Source organism: Corallococcus sp. AB038B (assembly GCF_003668955.1).
Lineage (GTDB): Bacteria > Myxococcota > Myxococcia > Myxococcales > Myxococcaceae > Corallococcus > Corallococcus exiguus.
Genome location: NZ_RAWO01000010.1, coordinates 367,476 through 387,480, shown reverse-complemented (window position 1 = coordinate 387,480; position 20,005 = coordinate 367,476). Strand labels below are relative to the sequence as shown.

The 20,005-nt window shown below is 67.9% G+C and carries 20 protein-coding genes; 11 read left to right on the top strand and 9 right to left on the bottom strand.

The genetic code is table 11. The features are described from left to right. Window positions 1-147: 147 nt before the first annotated feature. Complete coding sequence (locus D7Y04_RS31755) at window positions 148-1,221, bottom strand: IS630 family transposase (protein ID WP_233601656.1); 1,074 nt, start codon at window positions 1,219-1,221, stop codon at window positions 148-150. A 105-nt stretch (window positions 1,222-1,326) separates the two neighbouring features. Further along, the gene (locus D7Y04_RS31750; protein WP_147477227.1) at window positions 1,327-1,662 is read right to left on the bottom strand and encodes a hypothetical protein; all 336 of its coding nucleotides are present in this window, start codon (window positions 1,660-1,662) and stop codon (window positions 1,327-1,329) included. A gap of 191 nt (window positions 1,663-1,853) precedes the next feature. Here D7Y04_RS31750 and D7Y04_RS31745 point away from each other — a divergent pair, with 191 nt between their 5' ends. Together D7Y04_RS31745 and D7Y04_RS31740 are read left to right on the top strand one after the other, a co-directional pair. Then, entirely contained in the window at window positions 1,854-2,474 is a 621-nt protein-coding gene (locus D7Y04_RS31745; protein ID WP_233601655.1) for a class I SAM-dependent methyltransferase, read from the top strand. Between the two features lie 179 nt (window positions 2,475-2,653). Continuing rightward, on the top strand, window positions 2,654-3,079 hold the full coding sequence (locus D7Y04_RS31740; protein WP_014397999.1) for an OsmC family peroxiredoxin: 426 nt from the start codon (window positions 2,654-2,656) through the stop codon (window positions 3,077-3,079). 17 nt (window positions 3,080-3,096) lie between these two features. Here D7Y04_RS31740 and D7Y04_RS31735 read toward each other — a convergent pair whose 3' ends face one another. Further along, window positions 3,097-3,342 carry a hypothetical protein gene (locus D7Y04_RS31735; protein ID WP_120594595.1) on the bottom strand — a complete coding sequence of 82 codons (246 nt, stop codon included), beginning with the start codon at window positions 3,340-3,342 and terminating at the stop codon, window positions 3,097-3,099. Window positions 3,343-3,448: 106 nt separating this feature from the next. Between D7Y04_RS31735 and D7Y04_RS31730 the strand changes: the two genes are divergently transcribed. From D7Y04_RS31730 to D7Y04_RS31705, 6 genes are all read left to right on the top strand, one after another. Further along, a complete protein-coding gene (locus D7Y04_RS31730; RefSeq protein ID WP_120577089.1) occupies window positions 3,449-4,024 on the top strand; it encodes an RNA polymerase sigma factor in 576 nt (191 codons plus the stop codon). A 4-nt stretch (window positions 4,025-4,028) separates the two neighbouring features. Further along, complete coding sequence (locus tag D7Y04_RS31725; protein WP_121761675.1) at window positions 4,029-4,814, top strand: hypothetical protein; 786 nt, start codon at window positions 4,029-4,031, stop codon at window positions 4,812-4,814. After that, window positions 4,811-6,457 (top strand): caspase family protein, encoded by a 1,647-nt coding sequence (locus D7Y04_RS31720; RefSeq protein WP_121761674.1) that lies wholly within the window; start codon window positions 4,811-4,813, stop codon window positions 6,455-6,457. The genes D7Y04_RS31725 and D7Y04_RS31720 overlap by 4 nt, the downstream gene beginning before the upstream one ends. Further along, a complete protein-coding gene (locus D7Y04_RS31715) occupies window positions 6,457-7,125 on the top strand; it encodes a hypothetical protein (protein WP_121761673.1) in 669 nt (222 codons plus the stop codon). Before D7Y04_RS31720 ends, D7Y04_RS31715 begins: the two co-directional genes overlap by 1 nt. A 199-nt stretch (window positions 7,126-7,324) precedes the next feature. Further along, window positions 7,325-7,822 (top strand): hypothetical protein, encoded by a 498-nt coding sequence (locus tag D7Y04_RS31710; protein WP_121761672.1) that lies wholly within the window; start codon window positions 7,325-7,327, stop codon window positions 7,820-7,822. A 75-nt stretch (window positions 7,823-7,897) separates the two neighbouring features. Beyond that, window positions 7,898-8,833, top strand: coding sequence for a DUF4382 domain-containing protein (locus D7Y04_RS31705; RefSeq protein ID WP_121761671.1), 936 nt, complete (start codon window positions 7,898-7,900; stop codon window positions 8,831-8,833). A gap of 12 nt (window positions 8,834-8,845) precedes the next feature. On the opposite strand, the gene D7Y04_RS31700 is transcribed toward D7Y04_RS31705, so the two are convergent. Continuing rightward, the gene (locus D7Y04_RS31700) at window positions 8,846-9,391 is read right to left on the bottom strand and encodes a YceI family protein (protein ID WP_121751617.1); all 546 of its coding nucleotides are present in this window, start codon (window positions 9,389-9,391) and stop codon (window positions 8,846-8,848) included. Window positions 9,392-9,542: 151 nt separating this feature from the next. Between D7Y04_RS31700 and D7Y04_RS31695 the strand changes: the two genes are divergently transcribed. Together D7Y04_RS31695 and D7Y04_RS31690 are read left to right on the top strand one after the other, a co-directional pair. Continuing rightward, entirely contained in the window at window positions 9,543-10,448 is a 906-nt protein-coding gene (locus tag D7Y04_RS31695) for a LysR family transcriptional regulator (RefSeq protein WP_120594602.1), read from the top strand. Between the two features lie 108 nt (window positions 10,449-10,556). Continuing rightward, window positions 10,557-11,252: a pirin family protein gene (locus tag D7Y04_RS31690; protein WP_121761670.1), complete on the top strand. Its 696-nt coding sequence runs from the start codon at window positions 10,557-10,559 to the stop codon at window positions 11,250-11,252. 59 nt (window positions 11,253-11,311) lie between these two features. On the opposite strand, the gene D7Y04_RS31685 is transcribed toward D7Y04_RS31690, so the two are convergent. The 3 genes from D7Y04_RS31685 to D7Y04_RS31675 form a co-directional block, all read right to left on the bottom strand. Further along, the gene (locus tag D7Y04_RS31685; protein ID WP_121761669.1) at window positions 11,312-12,877 is read right to left on the bottom strand and encodes a fibronectin type III domain-containing protein; all 1,566 of its coding nucleotides are present in this window, start codon (window positions 12,875-12,877) and stop codon (window positions 11,312-11,314) included. 21 nt (window positions 12,878-12,898) lie between these two features. After that, window positions 12,899-13,060 carry a DUF2378 family protein gene (locus D7Y04_RS45250; protein WP_199749761.1) on the bottom strand — a complete coding sequence of 54 codons (162 nt, stop codon included), beginning with the start codon at window positions 13,058-13,060 and terminating at the stop codon, window positions 12,899-12,901. A gap of 82 nt (window positions 13,061-13,142) precedes the next feature. Beyond that, on the bottom strand, window positions 13,143-13,685 hold the full coding sequence (locus D7Y04_RS31675; RefSeq protein ID WP_120594605.1) for a DUF2378 family protein: 543 nt from the start codon (window positions 13,683-13,685) through the stop codon (window positions 13,143-13,145). 623 nt (window positions 13,686-14,308) lie between these two features. On the opposite strand from D7Y04_RS31675, the gene D7Y04_RS31670 reads away from it, so the two are divergent. After that, entirely contained in the window at window positions 14,309-18,235 is a 3,927-nt protein-coding gene (locus D7Y04_RS31670) for a Dyp-type peroxidase (protein ID WP_121761668.1), read from the top strand. A 53-nt stretch (window positions 18,236-18,288) separates the two neighbouring features. Here D7Y04_RS31670 and D7Y04_RS31665 read toward each other — a convergent pair whose 3' ends face one another. After that, window positions 18,289-19,002, bottom strand: coding sequence for an immunity 52 family protein (locus D7Y04_RS31665; protein WP_121761667.1), 714 nt, complete (start codon window positions 19,000-19,002; stop codon window positions 18,289-18,291). A gap of 12 nt (window positions 19,003-19,014) precedes the next feature. Next, window positions 19,015-19,764 carry a Tox-REase-5 domain-containing protein gene (locus D7Y04_RS31660; protein ID WP_121761666.1) on the bottom strand — a complete coding sequence of 250 codons (750 nt, stop codon included), beginning with the start codon at window positions 19,762-19,764 and terminating at the stop codon, window positions 19,015-19,017. Window positions 19,765-20,005 lie beyond the last annotated feature (241 nt).

Sequence of the window (20,005 nt, the reverse complement as noted above, 5' to 3'; positions counted from 1 at the left end):
GCCCATGGCCTCAATCTATGGGCTCCGGAGCGCGCGCCCTTGCTCGTCACGCATGGGCTGGGCCCACCGAGGGCTACGCCCTGCGTCTGCCTCGATCCACGTTCGTGAGCACCGTTGTAAACGACCGATCGTAATTCTCGAACGGTCTCATGCTGCGTGCCGAGCAGGTGCGGTGCGCAGCAGGGGGCTGGCCGTCTTCCGCGTGTTGCGCGCATCGAGGTAGGCGTCCACCTCGGCCATGAGCGCCTCTATCCTCTTGCAGCGATGGTTGCGGGTGACGTTGGCGTGCACGTCCCACCACAGACATTCGATGCGGTTGCCCTCCGGGCAGTACGGCGGCAGGAAGTGCAGCACCAGCCGCTCGCCCAGTGCCTCCAGCGCCTTCTTGCTGGAATGGGTGGCGGCATTGTCGAGGATGAAATGCAGACGCTTCGCTCTGGGATAGGCGGCGTCCACGGCGCGTACCAGGTCGATGAAGAGCGCACTCGTCTTCTTCTCCCCCTGCACCCAAGTCACCCGGGCGGTGCGCGCATCCAGCGCCCCCGCCACGAAACGCTTCTGGTTGTTGCCGGGAGTGACGACCTCTCTGCGCTGTCCAGGCAACGTCCAGTCGGGGCCGATTTTTGGGTTGAGGTGCACGTCCATCTCATCCTCGAAAAGCACAGGCTCGTCGGGCCGGGCCAAGGCCGCATGGCATTTCAGCTGCCAGAGGCGCCGTTGGCGTCGGCGCGCAGGCCAGGGGCAGCGCACCACGGGACGAGGGCGCCGTCTGCGTGCGCCCACCGAGGCCAAGGCGCGTCCCATCGTCGCGGGCGAGACGCGCACCCGGCCTCGCCTCTCCACCTCACGGGCCAGCAACTCGCGCGTCCACGTCGTGCGCCGCCAACCGGACTGCTGCGGCGTGCCTTCCAGCACCCGGCACAACGTCCGCCGGAATCTCTCGTCCACTTTGCGCCGCCCGTTCTGAGCGCGTCCGTCCGAGAGGCCTTCTCGGCCTGATTTCTGGAAGCGCTGAACCGCGGACACCACCGTGGACGTGGCGCACAGCAACTGCCGCGCGGCTTGCGCCCGTGACTGTCCACTGGCCACCTTCGCTACCGCCAGGCACCGCCGCAGGGTGAGCGGGCAGCCAGTCCTCTCTCCCCAGCGAATCAGCTGCCTGCGGTCAGGACATCGCAGGCGCAGCTGTTGCCTCCCCTGAGGCAGGGCTCGCTTCTTCATCCGGTTCTTGCGCACACAAGGCCGAACGAAGCGAGCTCCTACCCCTTCCTTCCTCCGCCAGCGCCTGCCTACCCTCCGAGCCGATCGGGAATTACGACCCGTCGTTTAGCAGCCCATGCAGACCGGCCGGATGTTCTGCCAGTTGCCGCAGCCGTTGTCACCGCAGCACGTCTGGTAGAGCGTACCGCTCCGGCCGTAGGAGCCCTGCGGCCAGGAGCCGTCGCCGCCCACCTCGCGACACGCGGCGCAGGTCGAAGACCAGATGACCTGATCCGCCACGTATTCGCCGATGGCACAGCTGGGCGTCTTACCGATGCCCTGCTCCACCTGCGCCGCATCACCGGCGGCCGGCGACGCATCCTGCTCCGCTGCCGGGCCACAGGCGGAGAGGAGACCCACGGAGAAGGTCGCCAAAACCAAATCACGGATCATGTTTCGCATGCAGGAGACTCCAGGTGACGGAAGCAGATATGCCTCGCGTCCCCGCAGTCCGGCAGAAAGCGATATCCTGCGCAACCGGGGACGTTTGACTTTGACTCCGCTGTTCCTTTCCTGCTCCGGTGCTCGCAATGAATCTCTTCCGTCCGCTGACGGTGTTCCCTTTCCTGAAGCGGTGGAGTCTGTGTCTCGCCATGGCCGCGACGGCCGGTGCCTGCCGCTCCGAGACCAAGGCGGAAGTGCCGCCCGCGCCCGTGGAGGCCGCCGCACCCCAGCCACCTATCGAGCTGCATGGTGTCGGCGGCGTCGAAGGCGTGGATGCCGCGTATGACCGCTCCCGTCAGCCCGCCCGGTTCGTCTCCGCGCTGGAGCTTTCGCCGGGGCAGCGGGTCGCGGACGTAGGGGCGGGGTTGGGGTACTTCACGCAGCGGCTCGCGGAGGCGGTGGGCCCCACGGGCCAGGTCGTGGCCACCGACATCAACGACGAAGCCATCCATCAGCTCCGCGCGCGGGTCCTCGGACGCAAGAACATCGAGGTGCGGAAGGTGGCCCCGGAGGCGCCGGGGCTCGAAGCGGGCGCGTACGACCTGATCCTCCTCTCGGAGGTGGATCACTTCTTCGGGGACAGGGTGGACTACCTCACCCGGCTGCGTCCCGCGCTCACCCCCCAGGGCCGCATCGCGGTGACGCACCTGAGGGCCATGCGCCCTCCGCTCGTCGCCGCCGCGCAGGCCGCGGGCTACGTCATCGTCTCCGAGTACGACGACCTGCCGGCCCACTACCTGCTCTTCCTGCGGCCCGCCCTGAGCCCCTGACGGCGGCCTCAACCGTCCAGAACCCAGGCCTTCGCGCTCGCGAGCGTCCACTCCCCGGCAGAACCCGGCCCCTGTCCGCCGACAGGACCGCCACGCTCCGGTGAGCGCCCTACCCTTCCGCCGCGCGAACGCAACGGACGCGGCACGGTGCCGCGCCGCGCATGGGGAGACAGAACGCCATGGGTATCAGCAAGGGCAGTGCGCAGTGGAACGGCGGGTTCAAGGACGGCAAGGGCTCGATGAAGCCCGGTCACGCCGCGGAGGTCCTCTTCTCGGTCGGCACCCGCTTCGAGGGTCAGCAGGGCAGCAACCCGGAGGAGCTCATCGGCGCGGCGCTCTCCGGGTGCTTCTCCATGGCCTTGTCGGTGGGGTTGGAGAAGGCGGGCCTGAAGCCCACGCGCATCCAGACGAACGCGGACGTGCACCTGGACAAGCAGGGTGACGGCTTCGCCATCACCACCATCGACCTCGTCACCGAGGCCACCATCCCGGGCGCCAACGATGCCCAGTTCCAGAAGATCGCCGAGGAGACCAAGAAGGGCTGCCCTGTCTCCAAGGCGCTCGGGGGCGTGAACATCACGCTGAAGGCGAAGCTCGCGACCTGACGGACCCTGGCCGGCCTTCAGCCGCCGGCGCACGCGTCGCGGCAGTCCTGCCGGCACGCGACGACCTCGGGCGTGTTGCCGACGCAGGTCGCGTAGCACTGGCTCAGGCACGGCGTGAGCCCATGCTCCGCCGCGCCGGGCTCCTCTCCGACCGGGTCCTGCGCCTCGAACGGAGGGTCCTCCGCCGGAGGGGCATCCGCGGGGCCACAGGCCGCCAGGAGCCCTCCCACCGCGGCCAGCGCCATCACCCATTTTCGTCGCATGCGCCACCCCATCCGCGGGAAGGTGAAGGCCCTATTCTAGCCGCGAAAGCAGGTGGAAGAATCCGGGCCCGTGGCCGATTCGTCCTCCAGGAGGTCTTCTGAGCAGGTGGGTGAGACGGACGATGTCACGGACGCGGTTCGGCGCGCGACGAGGGGGGAGTCGTCCGCCTTCAGCGAGCTATACCGCCGCACCCGCCCCTTGGTGGCCCGGCTGGTCGCGGGTTTCGGCACATTGGATCCCGACGAGGCGGAGGACGTCCTACAGGAGTCCTACGTACGGGCGTTCCGGGGGTTGCCCCAGCTGAAGTCAGCGGGGGCCTTCACACCCTGGTTGTTGACCATCGCGCGCAACCGGGCGCGCACGCGGCTGGAGCGCCGCAACCTGCTCCAGCGGATGGAGGACGAACTGGCGGACCCGACACCGGAGACGGTGCCGGCCCTGCCACCCACGCTCCAGGTGGAGAGGGACATCGAGGTGGTGCGGCGGCTCATCGCGGAGCTGCCCGAAGGCGAGGAGAAGAAGACCGTGCAGCTCTTCTACATCGAGGGTCAGCTCTCCGCGCGGGAGATCGCCGAACAGCTCGGCGTGGGCAAGAGCACGGTCACCATGCGGCTGGAGCGATTTCGCGGGCGCATCAAGCGCGAGCTCCTCCAGCGGGTGCTCGCCGGACGGTGGGAATGAAGCCATGAGACACCTGGATGCCACCGCGATGGCCGAGCTCGCCGGGCGCGACCCCGCCGCCGTCGCCTGGTTCCGCGAGCACCTGGCCTCGCCCTGCGAGGTCTGTGAGACGTTCCTCGCCACACACGCGGATCCGCTCGACGGGCAAACGGACGCGCTGCTCCTCGCGCTCGCGCCCGAGAGGAAGACCGAAGCGGAAGTCGTCCCACTGCGGTCGCCGGCCCGCGCCCGCCGCTTTGCCCCGCCGCCACGCCGGTACCTGGGATGGATGGCCGGCGCGATCGCGGCCTCCGTGCTGATGGTGGTGCTGGTGCCGCTGGTGAAGGGGCCCACGAAAGAGGCCACCGAGTGGACCGGTGTGAAGGGCCCGGGCCGCATCTCCCTGGAGCTGGCCGTGGTCGCGCGGAGCACCGACGGAGCCCTGCGCCGGCTGGACTCCGGCGCGGACGTCACCAGCGACGAGGTGCTGCTCCTGCGCTACCACGCCACGGAGTCCGGCACCGCGCTGCTCTACCAGCAGCGGGAGCAGCAGGCGCCAGAGCTGCTTGGCCGCTTCCCCCTGGCGGCGGGAACGCACGACCTGGAGGGGCCTGACGGCCTCGCGGGCGTGAGCCTCGACTCGGATGAGGGCCGGCTGTCGCTGGCGCTGGTGGCCTTCGCTCCCGGTGAGCCCGCAACGGAGCAGGACGCACTCGCCGCGCTCGCCGCGGACGGAAGCCCGGATGCACGCCCGGGGACCGTGGTGAGGTTCGACGTGCGGGTCCAATCCGGTCAGACTCAGGCCCCGTGAGGCGCCTGTTCCCCCTGCTGCTCGTCCTCCTCTGCGCCTGCGCGGGCCCATCCGCCACGGCCGGAGACAAGGGCGGGCTCGTGCCGCTGCGGCTCGACGCCGCGGACCTGTCGCGCGCGTACACACCCCGGCGGCTCGCGCTGCTCGTGGGCGTGTCGTCCTTCGATGATCCGCAGTGGCGCGCCCTGCGCTTCTCTTCCAAGGACGCCAGCGACCTGGCGGCCGCACTGAAGGATCCCGCGCGAGGCCACTTCGACCAGGTGCGCGTCCTCACGCGCCCGGAGGAGACGACCCGCGACGCCATCCTCGCGGCGCTGCGCCAGCTACGGCGTGAAGCCACCCGGCCCGACGACGTGGTGATGGTGTATCTGTCCGCGCACGGCACGCTCGCGCGCGACGGTCGTGGAGAGCTGACGCGCTACCTCGTCACACGAGACGCGTCCTACAGAGCCATCCCGCAGACGGCGCTCTCCATGGACGCGCTGAAGGCGGAGTTCGAACAACTGCCCAGCCGGCGGCGGCTGTTGGTGCTGGCCACCTGCCACAGCGGCAGCGGCAAGTCGCTGCTGCCCCACGAGCTGGAGGTGGAGCTCGCGGGCATCAAGTCCGGCTTCTACGCGCGCCCCCTGGAAGAGTCATCCCGGGCCTCCATGGTGTTCGCCGCCAGCGACTGGGGCGAGACGGCGCGCGAGGACGAGGGCCTGCGCAACGACATCTACACGTACTTCCTCATCGAAGGCCTGGGCGGAGCAGCGGACCGCAACGCGGACGGCGCCGTCACCGCCACGGAAGCGCACGACTATTCGCGCCGCCGCACCTTCGCCTTCACGGAGGGCCGCCAGCGACCGTCCGCTGAAATCATGGAGGTGGGCGCGGATCCGGTCATCCTCGCCGGCCGCATCGACCGCACGGGCCAGCCGGAGCTCTTCTCCTACAACCCACGCCTGGACGGCTTCCTGCTCAAGGTGGATGGCGAGCCGCGCCTGGAACTGCCAGGAGGCGCCGCGGTGGGCCCGGGCCGGCGCACGGTGGAGCTCACCAAGGGAGACGCCGTGCTCGTGCGGCGCGAAGTCGACGTGGCCCGGGGCGAGCGCCTGCCGCTGGAGCGCCTGCTGTCGGATGCCATCCCGCGCCGCGCTTTGTCGCTCGTGGGCGGGATGATGTCCTTCGCGGACGGCAGGAGCCGGCGCGAGCTGTTGCCCGCCGCGCCCCAGGTGGGCGTGGTGCTGCGACTGGAGGATCTGCCGCTCCAGAATCTGGGCCTGATGGTGGACATGGGACTCGGGCGCGGGCGCGAGAAGCTCCAGGTGGCGCCCGGCAGCGAGGTGCCCTTCGGCTACACCACGCTCACACTGGGCGCGGCGGTGCCGTACCTGTGGCGCTGGGAGCGATTGACGCTGTTCGCGGGTCCACGTGTGGCCGCGCTGTACCTGGGCAGGTCTTTCGACGTGGAGGCCTATTCGGGAGGCCAGCGCTACTTCACCGTCAGCCCCGGTGTGGTGGGCGGACTGGCGTGGCGCCTGGGGGAGCGATTGGAGCTCACCGCCCAGGGCCACGGGATGGTGACGTACGTGGTGGTGGACGGACAGGGACAGGCCGTGGGCTTCATCGGCGGAAACGCCGGCGTGGGGTACCGCTTCTGATGCGCCGCCAATCCCTGTTCCTGACGCTGTCGTCGCTCGGCCTCCTGGGCGCGTGCGGAAGCCTGGACAACGAGCCCTTCCGCGCGGGCACCGTGCGAGGCCGGCTCACGGAGTTCGACCCCGCCGTCGCGCTGGTGTCCGTGGTGGGCGCACCCGGCGTGCGCAGCGGAGTGGACACGCAAGGCCGCTTCACGCTGGAGGACGTGCCCGCGGGCCCGGCGGAGCTCTTCGTCGTGGCCACCGAGGAACTGGCCGCGCGAGTGCCGCTCACCGTGCAGGGAGGCCAGTCCGTGGACATTGCGGACGTCTCGCCGCGCACCGCCGGCACCTTCTTCGTGAAGTTCCATGTCCGGGGCAACCGGAAGCTGACGGACGCGAAGGCCATCGTGGACGGCACGCCCATCGAAGCCTCCGGGCTCGACGACAAGGCACCCCACCGTCTGGGGCCGCTGCCAGAAGGTTGTTACGGCGTGAGCGCCTCCGCGCCCGGCTTCGCCTCCACGTCCGTCCAGGACTGCGTGGACGAGGGCAAGCAGACGGTGCTGAACGTGGAACTCATCCCCGAAGGCTCCTCGGGCGAGGAGCGCTGCGCATTCGCGGGCTGTGCCGATGACAGCCATGCCGCGATGGATGGCCGCGACGTCGAAAACTCCGACGAAAGCCATTGAAAGACATCGCCAGGCCGCGACGTCTTCCGCTGTGAATCAAGCTTTCCGCAAAGCCACACATATCCAGACCGCGCGTCGCCTCGCACTTCGCCGCCCGTCTGGAGTTGTGGCCACCCCGCGATTCTCCGGGTCTTTCTGACAACGAGGCACTCCGCTCCCCGAGCGGCCCCCCACCGCCTCGTTTCACAGGAGGATGACCATGCGTATCCCGACCGCTCGCTCTTCCGCGGCATGGATGGTGTTGTGCGCGACGATGCTGTCCCTGGGCTGCGGAGGCCCCACGGAGGCGGAGGATCCGTCGCTCGTCTCGGGCGATGACAACCTGGGCGGCGCCGCCGGAGAAGCGCCCGCCGCGGATGGCGGCACCGCGCCCGGAGGCAACACGGGAATCACCCTCTGCCACATTCCGCCCGGCAACCCCGCCAACGCGCACACCATCACGGTGGGCGTGCCCGCGGTGGCGGCGCACCTGCGCCACGGCGACACGTTGGGCGCCTGCGACGACGAAGGCGAACCGCCCACGGACGGTGGCACCAGCGAGCCCGACGCGGGCACGACGGACGGCGGCTCGGGTGGCGGCATCGACGCCGGGCCCCAGTGCACCCCCGAAGGCGGCGAGTGCTCCACCGAGGGCGATGAAACCTGCTGCAATTCACTGTCGTGCCAGGAAGGCGGGTGCTGGCCGGTCATCGGCTGACACAGCGCCGTGGCCGCTCCGGACGCGGGAGGGTCTCCTCCCGCGTCCATTCCTGATTCCAACAAAGGCTTACAAATGAAGACCCTGCGACACCTGACCTCTACCCTGCTGATGGCCACGGGACTCCTGTTCCTCGCGGCCTGCGGCGACGGAAAGTCCCACGTCACCCTGAAGCTGACTGACGCCCCGGGCGACGGCATCGAGAAGGCCGTGGTGACCATCTCGAAGGTCTACCTGAAGGGCAGCGTGGAAGGAGAAGACGGCAAGGGAGACAAGGGAGACGTGGTGCTCCTGAGCGAGCCCGTCACCACCGACCTGCTCACGCTGGCCAACGACACCGCGGACCTGGTGACGGACGCGGAGGTGCCGGCGGGCACGTACAAGGAGCTGCGCTTCGTCATCACCGGCGGCTACATCCAGGTGAAGCAGGACGGCGTCAGCCGCATCTTCGCCACCTCCGCCGACTACGAGGGCCTGCCCGAAGGGGCCCAGGTGGACAGAGACCTGCAGATGCCGAGCGCCAGCAGCTCCGGCCTCAAGGTGAAGTTCGACAAGGACGCGGACGTCACCATCACCAGCGATGACGACCAGAAGGTCATCCTGGTGGACTTCGACGTGGCGCAGAGCTTCGGCAAGGAGGCCGGCAACTCCGGCAAGTGGGTCATGCGGCCCATCATCAAGGGCGCGGACATGGAGTTCTCCGGCAACGTGGAGGTGACGTTGGAGGCGGGCAGCGTGTCCCTGCCCATGGGCTTCCCGCAGCTGGGCAGCTTCGCCGCGGTGCTCATCAACGCCGACGGCAGCCGCGAGACGCTGTCCTTCCGCGCCAGCACGGCCACCCGCTACGTGGCGGACTTCAAGTACCTGCTGCCCGGCACCTACCAGGTGGACCTGGTGGCGCCCGCGGGCGTGTCGTTCACCACGGACATCACGCGCCCGGCGACCGCGACGGTCAGCTCGGGCGCGGAGTCCGACGTGCACTTCGTCCTGACGTCCTTCGACGTCGAGTAGTCACTTCGGGGTTCAGGCCGCCTTCTCGCCCTGCGCCTGGGCGGCCTGGACCTCGAGGGCGATTTCGATCTTCTCGCCCACCAGCACGCCGCCCGCTTCCAGGGCCTGGTTCCACGTCAGGCCGAAGTCACTGCGGTTGATGGTCGTCTTCGCCTCGAACGCGGCCTTGGTGTTGCCCCACGGGTCCTTGGCGATGCCCAGCTGCTCGGCCTCCAGGACGACCTCGCGGCTGATGCCGCGGATGGAGAGCTGACCCGTCACCTTCAGGTGCTTGCCGGAGGGCTCCACCTTCGTGCTCTGGAAGGTGATGGCCGGGAACTTCTCCACGTCGAAGAAGTCCGGCGAGCGCAGGTGGTTGTCTCGCTGGTCGACGCCGGTGCTGATGCTCGCCGACTCGATGGAGACAGAGACCGCCGAGGCCGCCGGGTTCGCGTCATCCAGGGTGAGGGTGCCGCCGAACTTCGTGAAGCTGCCGCGCACCTTCGCCACGACCATGTGGCGGACGCTGAAGTGGATGCCCGTGTGCGTGGTGTCGATGTTCCAGGTAGTGGTGGCCATGGTCGTCTTCCTTGTCGTGTGCGCCGCGGCAGCGGCGGTGTGTTTCAACGAGGCGTAAGGTAGCGGCCCCCCACGTTCCCGATTAGACGGGACGGACAGGATGCACTGTTCCACGGCTGGAACAGTCCTGCGCCTGCACGAGGGAAGGGCCATGGACCTCAACGAACTCCTCATCTTCGCCCGGGTGGTCCAGGCGGGCAGCTTCACGGCGGCGGCGAAGGCGCTGCGCATGCCCAAGTCCACCGTGAGCCGCAAGGTGTCCGAGTTGGAGGAGCGAGTAGGCGCGCAGTTGCTCCAGCGCACCACGCGCACGCTGCACCTGACGGAGGTGGGCCGCGCGTACTACGCGCACTGCGAGCGCATCGTCGCGGAAGCGGAGGCCGCGGAGCTGGCGGTGACACGCCTGCAAGCAGGGCCATACGGCCTGCTGCGCGTGACAACACCCCTGTCCGTCCATTTCCTCGCGCCACTGGTAGCGCGCTTCATGGAGAAGTACCCGGACGTGCAGGTGGAGCTGCTCTGCACGGACCGGGCGGTGGACCTGTTGGAGGAGGGCTTCGACCTGGCGGTGCGCGCCGGCCGGCTGCCGGACTCGTCGTTGATGGCACGGCGGCTGGGGGACATCGAGTGGCTCGTGGTGGCTTCGCCTGGCTATCTCCAGGCGCGGGGTGCACCGAAGACACCAGCGGACCTGGCGAAGCACGACTGCCTCTTCTTCGGTAAGTCGGTGCAGGGAAACGTCTGGACGCTGCACGCGGGCGGGCGCTCCGTCGAAGTGAAGGTCTCCGGGCGACTGGTGGTGAACGAGCCGGACATGCTGCGCGCGGTGACGTCGTTGGGCGCCGGGGTGGCGCTCATCCCGGGCCAGCAATGCATCGAGGACCTGGCGTCCGGGCGGCTCCAGCGCGTGCTGCCGGACTGGAGCTCCACCGGCGCGCCGGTGCACGCCGTCTACCCACCCACGCGCCACCACGTGCCCAAGGTGATGGCCTTCGTGGAGGTGCTGCGCGAGCACTGGCCCCACAACCAGGAAGCCTTCAAGCGGGCGAAGCGCTGAGACAGTGCCGGCGTTTCGTTCCGTGGATGGAACGATGTGTCCCGAGGTTCGTGTCTGGCCAGGTGGCGTTCCGGAGCGCATGTTGTGTCTCGAAAGGAAGCACACACCATGATGAACGTTCGCCCTTCCGAAGCACGCGGTCACGCCAACCACGGCTGGCTGGATTCGCATCACACCTTCTCGTTCGCGAGCTACTTCGACCCCGAGAACATGGGCTTCCGCTCCCTGCGCGTCATCAACGAGGACCGCGTGCAGTCGGGCGAGGGCTTCGACACGCACCCGCACCGGGACATGGAGATCATCACCTACCCGCTGAGCGGCGCCATCGCGCACCGTGACAGCACGGGAGGCCAGGGGCTCCTGCGCGCCGGTGAAGTGCAGCGCATGACGGCCGGCACGGGCGTGATGCACAGCGAGATGAACGGCTCCAACGAGGACGTCCACTTCCTGCAGATCTGGATCATCCCGGAGAAGAAGGGCCTGAAGCCGGAGTATGAGCAGAAGTTCTTCCCGGAGAAGGACCGTCAGGGACGCTGGCGCGTGGTGGTCAGCCCGGACGCCCGAGACGGCAGCCTCACGGTGCACCAGGACGTGCTGCTCAACAGCACGCTGCTGAGCCCGGGAGAGAAGGCGGAGTACACGCTGCCCAAGGGGCGTCACGCCTGGGTGCAGATCGCCAGGGGCACGGGCACGCTCAACGGCGTGGCCCTGAAGGCCGGTGACGGAGTCGCCGTGTCCGACGAGTCGAGCCTCGTGCTCACCGCCTCCGAGCCGCTGGAGGCCCTGCTGTTCGACCTGGCCTGATGCGCCGGCCACGAAGAAGGCCCCCGGATCCATGAGTGGATCCGGGGGCCTTGTCGTTTCTACGGCGTGAACGAAGTGGGGTTGGGAACGGGAGGGCTGGTGACGGCCTGTCCGTACACGAGCGTGTTGCCGGACACCGTGCCAGTGGCGTTGAGCTTCGTCGCGTCCAGCAGGGTGCCTCGGATGCCTTGCGCGTTGAACGTGCAGGGAGACGAGGACGAGCAGTCATAGGCCACGAGCTTCGCGCCGTTGCTGGAGTACACGGCGATGTCCTTGGCTGTGGTGGTGCCGGTGTGCATGAAGAAGTGGTCGTCGCGAGGCTGGTAGCTGCTGACGTTTTCGACGCGAGGGCCCGGCGTGACGGACTGCCACAGGCGGAAGTTGCGTTTGCACTCAGCGGCGACGGTGTTGCGGATGAGCATGTTGCGCACCTTGGTGTCGACGCAGCCGTCCTCGTTGCCGCGGAAGTAGCTGTCCTCCAGGACGACGTCGCTGGCGGTGCTCTCTCCGTCGATGCCGTCCCCTTGGGTGTAGCCCGTCTGCATGCCGGTGACGTTCATCACCGTGGCCCGGCGCAGGGTGACGTTGTTCGTGGTGTCGTAGAGGGCGATGCCCACGGGGTAGTCACTCCCCTGCCCGCCAATCTGCTCCGGCTCCATATCGACGTAGACGTCCTCCACGAGCGACTGGTTCGTCCCGGACGCGAGGAAGATGCCGCCGCGAGTGAACTGGAGGATCATCGCGTCGCGGATGGTGAGGTCGGTGAAGGCGGTGGAGCTGGAGCGCTCCACATCCACGCAGGTGGCCACATTCTCCGCGCGGAACTGGCTGAGCGTGACGTGGGCCACGGAAGTCGCGGCCTTGAAGCTGAAGCAAGTGCCCACGTGCCTGAACTCCAGGTTGTGGAACACGAGGTTGCTGGCCTTCACCGTGAAGGCCACGGGCCCCGTCTTCGCGCGAGTGGAGGCCTGGAAGGTGGACTGGAAGACGGGCCGGCCCGCCACGCCCTTGATGGTAACGGGAGCGCCCTGGGCGCCGCCCTGGGACACGGTGGTGCCGGTGCCATAGGTGCCGCCGTGGATGCACACCATGCCGCCGGGGCCCACCGCCTGGATGAACGCGTTGAGGCTGGAGAGCGTGCCCGCCGTCTGAGCCGTCAGGCCGTCCTTGGAGCCCGCGCCGGTGACGGTGATGTGGCGGACAGAGGAGCTGGAGCACTCGTCCGCGGTGGGCGTGGAGGACAGTCCGTTCGAGTACCCGGAGGTCGTGTCCCCCGTGGAGCCCTTGATGCGAACGTGGAACTCGTACTTCGTGCCGTTGGTGAGGCCGGTGACGGCGTAGGTCGTGGAGGTCCCCGCGCCCCGGTACACCCAGGAGCCGGAGCCCACGCGGTAGCGGACCTGGTAGCCCTGGGTGCCCGTGGGGCCCGCAGTCCACTTCAGCGTCACCTGCCCGTCGCCGGGGACGGCTTCGAGCAGCGTCGGGGCAGCGAGGGCCGCCTGGGCGACTTCGCCGGTCTCCGCCAGCTCCAGGGTCGGGTCATCCTGCGGCCCACAGGCGAGCGCCAGCAGGAAGGCGCCGGTGCCACACAGCACACGGTGTCGAGCAAAGGAGAATTTCTTCATTTCCCCGTTTTATCAGGGGGCCTACTGGATGCGGTAGGAGCAGGCGTGGCCGTCGAAGTCGAATGGTTCCACCCGGAGGTTCTGGGCCCCGGCCTTGGCCAGGCCGTCCTCGATAACGGTGGCCTGCGGCAATGTCATCACGAAGCCACGGCCGTCCACCAACCCCGGCACAATCTCAATCAAGCCCGTCCGTCTTTCCCAGACACCGGAACTGCTTCACTGTTCTGGCTTTGCCCGGCGCCAGGAGACTCCCTGGGTTTTCGCCTCAGCCGCCCCACCGGATGCGGTAGGAGCAGGCGTGGCCGTCGAAGTCGAAGGGCTCGACGCGAAGGTTCTTCGCGCCGGCACGGGCAAGGCCCGCTTCGATGAGACCGCGCAGGTAGCCCGGGTTCCCGTTGCACTCGTTGACGCGGATGATGTGGTGCCCGGGGCCCTGGGTGAGCAGCTCCGACTTCATGTAGTTGTTGACGGTGGAGAAGCTCTCCTGGATGCGCACCACGACGCGCTCCGGCCCGAAGATGGGCCACATGGACACGAGCGACTTGCCGAGCACGGTCTGCTCCATGCCCTGGATGATGCCGACGCCCAGGCGCCGGTAGCCCTCGCCCACATCGAGCTGCGGATACAGGTGCTCGACGGTGACGCGAATGGCCTCCGCGAAGAGCTTCCGAGCGGTGTGGTGCGGAGACTGAGCGTCCAGGTCCAGGCCCACGTCCTTCAGCTTCGTCCGGAGCTCTGGAGTCAGCCGGTCACCAATGGAGCGGAACACACCCTCCACCGTGTGGCGATAGACGATCTCTTCTTCCACGAAACACCCCGGCCCAGCCCGGCGGTCCCATTCCGCCGTGTCGCAAAGAAGCGTACCCCATCCCCCCGACAAATCCGAAGCCCCCTGGGGCTACGACCCGGGTCTGAGACGTCCCACGGATGTTTCACGGCTGGTTCTGATGCTTAATCTTGTATTGCACGACCTCGATGACTCAGCGGGTCCGGGTGACCTCGGTGAGCCCCACCGCGGAAACGTGGAACACGGCAAAGAAACGACCTCCGCACTCCAGGGCGCCTGAGCATCCCTGAAGCCGTAGGGCTCATGGCTTTCACCAAACATACACACAACAGACCAAACGCACCCAACAACAACAACAACACACAAACAACACAGACACCTGCATTCAAGCAGACTCCGCCATGGATTGACGCCGCCGACGACAGCGCTCCGAGGGAGGACCTGAGACCGCGAGGCCCCTGGTGTTCGCGGACACACCCAGGGTCAATGGGAACCGCATTCGCCTGAAAGGACTAGCGGGTTTCCCTGACATCGGCTTTCGACCCGCCGTGACGTGACAGGAATTGACGGCGTTTGATAGACCCTCCCGCCCGGGGGCCATGGCCAGACATGGCCCTCTATTCGCCCAGCCTTGGAGACGTCGAATGCGCATGCCGTCAGTCCTTGCATCCGAGCACCATTCCGCGAAGTCGTTGTCCACGCAGCAGGGAAACCAGCTCAGCCATGAGCTCTGGTCGCTGGTCCAGCGAGGCCTGGTCTACCCTTCGCCCTACGCCGTCTTCGCGACGTTCTGGCGCACACCGAGCGGAACCGGCGAGCCACTGACCCGGGCGCTCCTCCAGAAGCTGATGCGGGACGTGCGCGAGGAGATCCACAACAACTACGGGAGCGCCAACACCACGGCCATCGTCGGGGTGGGCTTCCGGCTCTGGCAGGAGTGGTGCGCCGAGGACGGGACCGACCTTCCCGAAGGCATGAAGCTGGCCTTCCCGGAGGAGTCCTCGCCGGCCTGGCGCTCCAACGTGTTCTCCCGCTCGAACGGGACGTTCGTCGACTCGCAGGGCGACCTGTGGTTCCACATCAAGTCCGACGAGGAGTCCCACTGCGACGCGGTCTTCGAGCTCATCCGCGCGCGGCTGCAGGACCAGGCGCGATGCGTGCGCTCCGCTCCCCATGACCACCAGAAGGCAGCCACCAAGTCCACGCGCCCCGACAAGCGCGGCGGCAAGGTGCTGGGCTGCCGCTTCGCGGAGAATCTCAACAACCCGTCCGACCCGGTCTCCATCCAGGAGCAGACCCTGGTCGGGTTCGAGGACCCCGCGCACCTGGGCGCCTCGTTCGTGGTCGCGCAGCGCTTCGAGATCAACTGGGAGCACCTGCTGGACATGAGCCCCCAGCAGGTGGAGGACCTGGTGGGGCGCACCACCGAGGACATCCTCATCCCCAGCCAGGACCAGCGCAGCCACATCAAAAGCGCCCGCGTGCAGGACGCCCAGGGCAACACGTTGCAGGTGCTCCGGCTGGGATTGCCCTTCGGGCAGGCGAACACGGTGCACAACACGGAACTGCGCGCCAAGGGGGCCAGCCTCCGGGACGAGGCGGGCATCTACTTCGCGGGCTATGCCCGGAGCGTCCGCGCGCTCGAAACCGTCATGAACCAGCAGATTGGCGACCAGCGCGGCTTCATGCGGGACCGGCTGCTCTCCGAGGTCCGCTCCAACCTGGGAGGCTTCTATTACATCCCCAGCCAGGCGGACCTGGGGCTGGAACCGGTGCGGCTCCAGAGCGCTGAGCAGCAGGACTGGAAGCGCTTCCCCGGCGTGGATTGGAGCCGGCTGGACCGGCACTTCGACGTGTCCTCGTCGAACGGGTACATGCATTACAACCACAAGAACTACCTGTTCCAGATGGCGACGATGTCCGGGGACAAGCGCCGGACGCACCAGCCCCCGTCCAACCGGGTGCTGCAATTGCTGTCAGACGCCTTCTCCCGCTGGCAGGACAACTGGTACGTCAACCGTTCGCAGCAGGAACTGGAGCACCTGTGCGCCTACGTGGCGCGCCAGTACGGCCCCGCGAAGGCCCGGGAGGTGATGGGGCTCTCCGTCGTGGAGCGCATGGGGTGGGCCATCAAGGTCAGCCTGGGCCAGGTCTTCGCCAGCGACGCCTACGGCTTCCGGGGCCGCCGTCAGGACTCGCAGGGCAACTGGTACAACGGCGCGGACACCTACCGAATCCACCCGGTGGAGCTCATCGTCGGGGCCCTGCCCAACCTGGGGCTCGGTCAGGGGCGGTATGTCATTGACTACGCACGCAAGGACGAGGAGCTGGGCAACTTCTTCGCGGGGCTGAGTTCCGCGTCGGGCGTGGGCCACCTGGTGCCGGGCTTCCAGCGCGCCCTGGACCGGGGCCTGGGCGGGCTGATGGCGGACGTCCAGGCCCGGCACGACTCGACCCAGGATGAAGGCAAGCGCCAGTTCTACCGGGGCGTCGTGCTGTCCCTGGAGGGCGTGCGCGACAGCTGCCTGGCCTACGCGGCGCTCGCGGGCAAGATGGCCTCGGAGCTGCCCTTGGGGCAGCACGCCGAGCGCGACAACCTGCTGAAGATCCAGGAGCGGATGCAGCGGCTGGCCACGGAGCGGCCCCAGACGATGCTTGAGGCCACCCAGCTGCTCTTCACGCTGCACGCGGGCCTGCACCTGATTGGCGAGCCCACGGCGGTGGGCCGGTTGGATCAGATGCTCTTCCCCTTCTACGAGCGCGACGTGGCGGCGGGCGTGCTGGACGACGCACAGGCGCAGGAGATCATCGACTGCTTCTGGGTGAAGCTGGGGGAGAAGGTGCTGCTCAACCGCCAGTTCGTGGAGGACCACCAGCCCTTCGGGAACCTCGCCATGGGCGGGATGAGCGGCAACTACCCGCAGGGCGCCGCGAACAACCAGTGGATCCAGCAGGTGACAGTGGGCGGGACGGTCGCGGACGAGACGCCGGGAGAGGGGCGGCCCGCGTACAACCGCGTCACCCTGCTCTGCCTGCGCGCGGCCCGGCGGCTGCCGCTCAACGCGCCGTGCCTGTCATTGCGCGTGCGCAAGGACATCCCGCCCGAGTACCTGCACGAGGCGGCGCTGGCGATCCTCAGCGGCGGCGCGCACCCCATCCTCCTCAGCGACGAGAAGATCATCCCCGGGATGCTGCACAGTGGTGACGGCGTGGGCCAGGGCACGCAGCCCACCGCGGCCACACCGGTGGCCCAGAAGGCCGGCAGCGCGTGGAGCAGCGAGGTGGTGCTCCGGGCGGCGCGCGACTACGCCTGCGACGGCTGCTACGAGCCGCAGATCGTGGGACAGAACTGGTTCACGCTGGGAGGCATGACGGCCCTGTCGCCGCTGGAGGCCGCGCTCAACCAGGGCAAGAGCTGGAGCACGGCGGGCCCCATGTACTTCCGGGGCCAGCGCGTGTCCTTCACGTCGCCTCCGCCCTCGGCCATCCAGTCGTTCGAGCAGCTCCAGGACCTGTTCTTCCAGCACCTGAGCTGGATGTACGCGAAGCAGGCGGACGGCATGGTGGGCGTCTTCGGATCCATGAGCGCCGTGTGCCCGTCGCCGCTGCTGTCGGTGTTCGTGGACGACTGCATCGACAAGGGGTTGGACCTCTACGGGGGTGGTGCCCGCTACAACATGGTGGCCCCGTGCATCACGGCCCTCTCCACGGTCATCAACTCGCTGTACGCCATCCGGAAGATGGTGTTCGAGCAGGACACGGCGGTGACGTCCCTGCCGGAGCTGGTGGAGGCGCTGCTGTGCGACTGGGGCTACAAGATGGACGAGCCCTTCATCAGCACCTTCGCGGGCCCCGCGCGCATCGAGGCGAAGGCGCAGCGCTTCCGGGACCTGCGCCAGGTGGCGCTGGCCCAGCCCCGCTACGGCCGCGGCAACCAGGAGGTGGACCGCTTCGCCAACGCCTTCATCCAGCGCGTGGCGGAGACGGTGGTGCGCGTCTTCACGGAGCCCGCCGAGCCCACCGCCCAGAAGATGGTGGACCTGGCGAAGAAGTTCGGGACGCCGGAGAAGCCATTCGGCGGGTTCCAGATCCAACCGGGAGCGGGCACCTTCGAGAACTACCTGGAGTTCGGCGCGACCTGCGGAGCCTCCGCGGATGGGCGGCGGCTCGGGGAGACGCTGGCCTCGGACCTGAGCCCGTCGCCGAGCATCGCGGACCAGCCGGTGGATCATCAGGAAGAGGGCTTCGTGCGAGCGCTGTCCGGCTACACCGGCGCGGGAGCGGAGGGCTTCACGAGCGGAGCGCCCACGGACTTCAACATCCGCGAGGACTTCCCCGTGGGCTCGCTGGAGCGCGTGCTGCACGCGTTCGCCCAGGGCCAGGGCTCGAACATCCTGACCATCACCTGCGCCAACCCTGAGACCTTCGCGCACGCGTCGAAGGACCCAGAGAAGTACGACGTGCTCCGGGTGCGCATGGGAGGCTGGTCGGAGTTCTTCGTCTCCATGTTCCCGGGGCATCAGGAACAGCACCAGCGCCGGCCGCTCAGCACGCCTGACGTGGAGCGCTGAGCTGCGGACCGTGGGGTGAGGGCCGAGTCACCCGCTGCTCGGCCCTCATGCGTCTACCCTTGGGGCTGGATCGGATTCAACAGTCCCGCCCGGTTCAGCTGGTCTTGCACCTGCTCGGCGAGCGCGATGTGCTCCGGGTTGCTTACCGTGAAGCGCTCAGGACACATGACGATGAGCGTCCCCTTGTCCTCGACCCGTTCGATATGCACCGGAGAGGGCAGCGGGGGCACTGTACCCAAACGGCGAGACAGGTACGTGACCCAGCCCACGAACGTGCCCGGCACAGCGAACTCCGACACCCTGTCTCGATGAGCCGTAGACGTGGCGATACCCCATTCGGGGTCCCAAGCAACAGCCGCTGCGCGAAGCGCCTGTGAAAGGACGGGAGCGGTCAGGACACGCTCTCTGGCTGCACCTCCTGTCGGAAGTTCCATCACGCAAAGGTCCCCCAAGAGATCCGAGGTGGAGCCGCATGCGAGCCTGACGCCAGTGCTTGCACCATCGGCCTCTCCGTTCCATGCAGAGAAAGAAACACCAGCCTCATCATTCCGGTATTTCTTCCCGAAGAGCTTGAGAAGCGACTCCTCATTCGGCACAAGTGGGTGCCTGAGTGCCTCAGCACGAGACCCGGCTTTCTCGAACCATCGGTTGAACATAGGTTCGGCACGTGCCAGGTGGAGGAAGAAGTCCTCGGCACGTCGAGCGTATGACTCGACTGGCTCAACGCGACCCGGCCAATACGCCCCCAGGTAATACTTCTCGTTCATCTGGCCTGTTGCCTACGGAGACGGCGGGGTGAATACGACCTTGATTGTGCCAAGCCCTTCGTTCCTGAATAGGTCTCTCACGGCGTCAGCAACTTCGCGCTCCGCGAAATGCCAATGGATCGGCGTGCCCTTGGCCGCCTTGAATTGTCTCTTTGCTTGCTCAAGCATTCCGTCAGCGCCTCGGAACCAGGTTCTGAAACTCCCATCCTTGAGGAACCTGGCATAGCCCGGCCCCTTTGTTTCAAGGAGCACCCCCATCTTGAAACCGTCGAATTTGACCTCTTGGACCTTGTAGACCTTCCCTGCCGGCGCCTCGGTGACCTGGGCCTGGTACTTGCGCGATGCCTCGCTCATGCTTTCGCTGGCATTCTCCCACTTCCCCGGGCCGAGATCCCCTGGGGACGAGGGCTGACCCGAAGCCGTGCCGGTCCGATGGAGGATGATGGTCGCCCCGGGCCCTCCACTCAACACCGACGCCGCGCGCCCCACCGGCACCGTGACGCGCTCGACGACCAGCGCACCCTCCACTGACAGCGAGAGCACCGGCACCGTGGCTTCCACGCCGGCAGCCATTCCCGTCAACGTCCGCGCCGTGGCCGAGGCCGCGCCCCAGGTCGCGATGAAGCTCGTCGCCAGCCGCGCCACCTCGCGGATCTGCTCGCCCTGCGTCATGTACCGGAAGCGCTCCCAGTACGCGGGCGACGACGCGATGAGGGCCGCCACACCGGCCGGCAGGTTGCTCAGCGCCGCGATGCTGTCCATGGGGCGGAGAAAGAGTCAGCCACTCATTTAGCTGCCAGTTCTCCTACCGCAGTTACCGATTCTCTTGCTCCAAATGCGCGATGCGCTCAAGCGCCGCTTCCAGCTTCGCAATCCGCGCGTCCCCGGGATTGAGTTCCGTCACGAGTGGCGGTGTGTCACGTCGCGGCCAGCACCGTCGAGCGCAATTTCGCCCACTGCCCGCTGCCCGGCAGTCCCCTCAACCAGGCATCAGCCGGTGAAC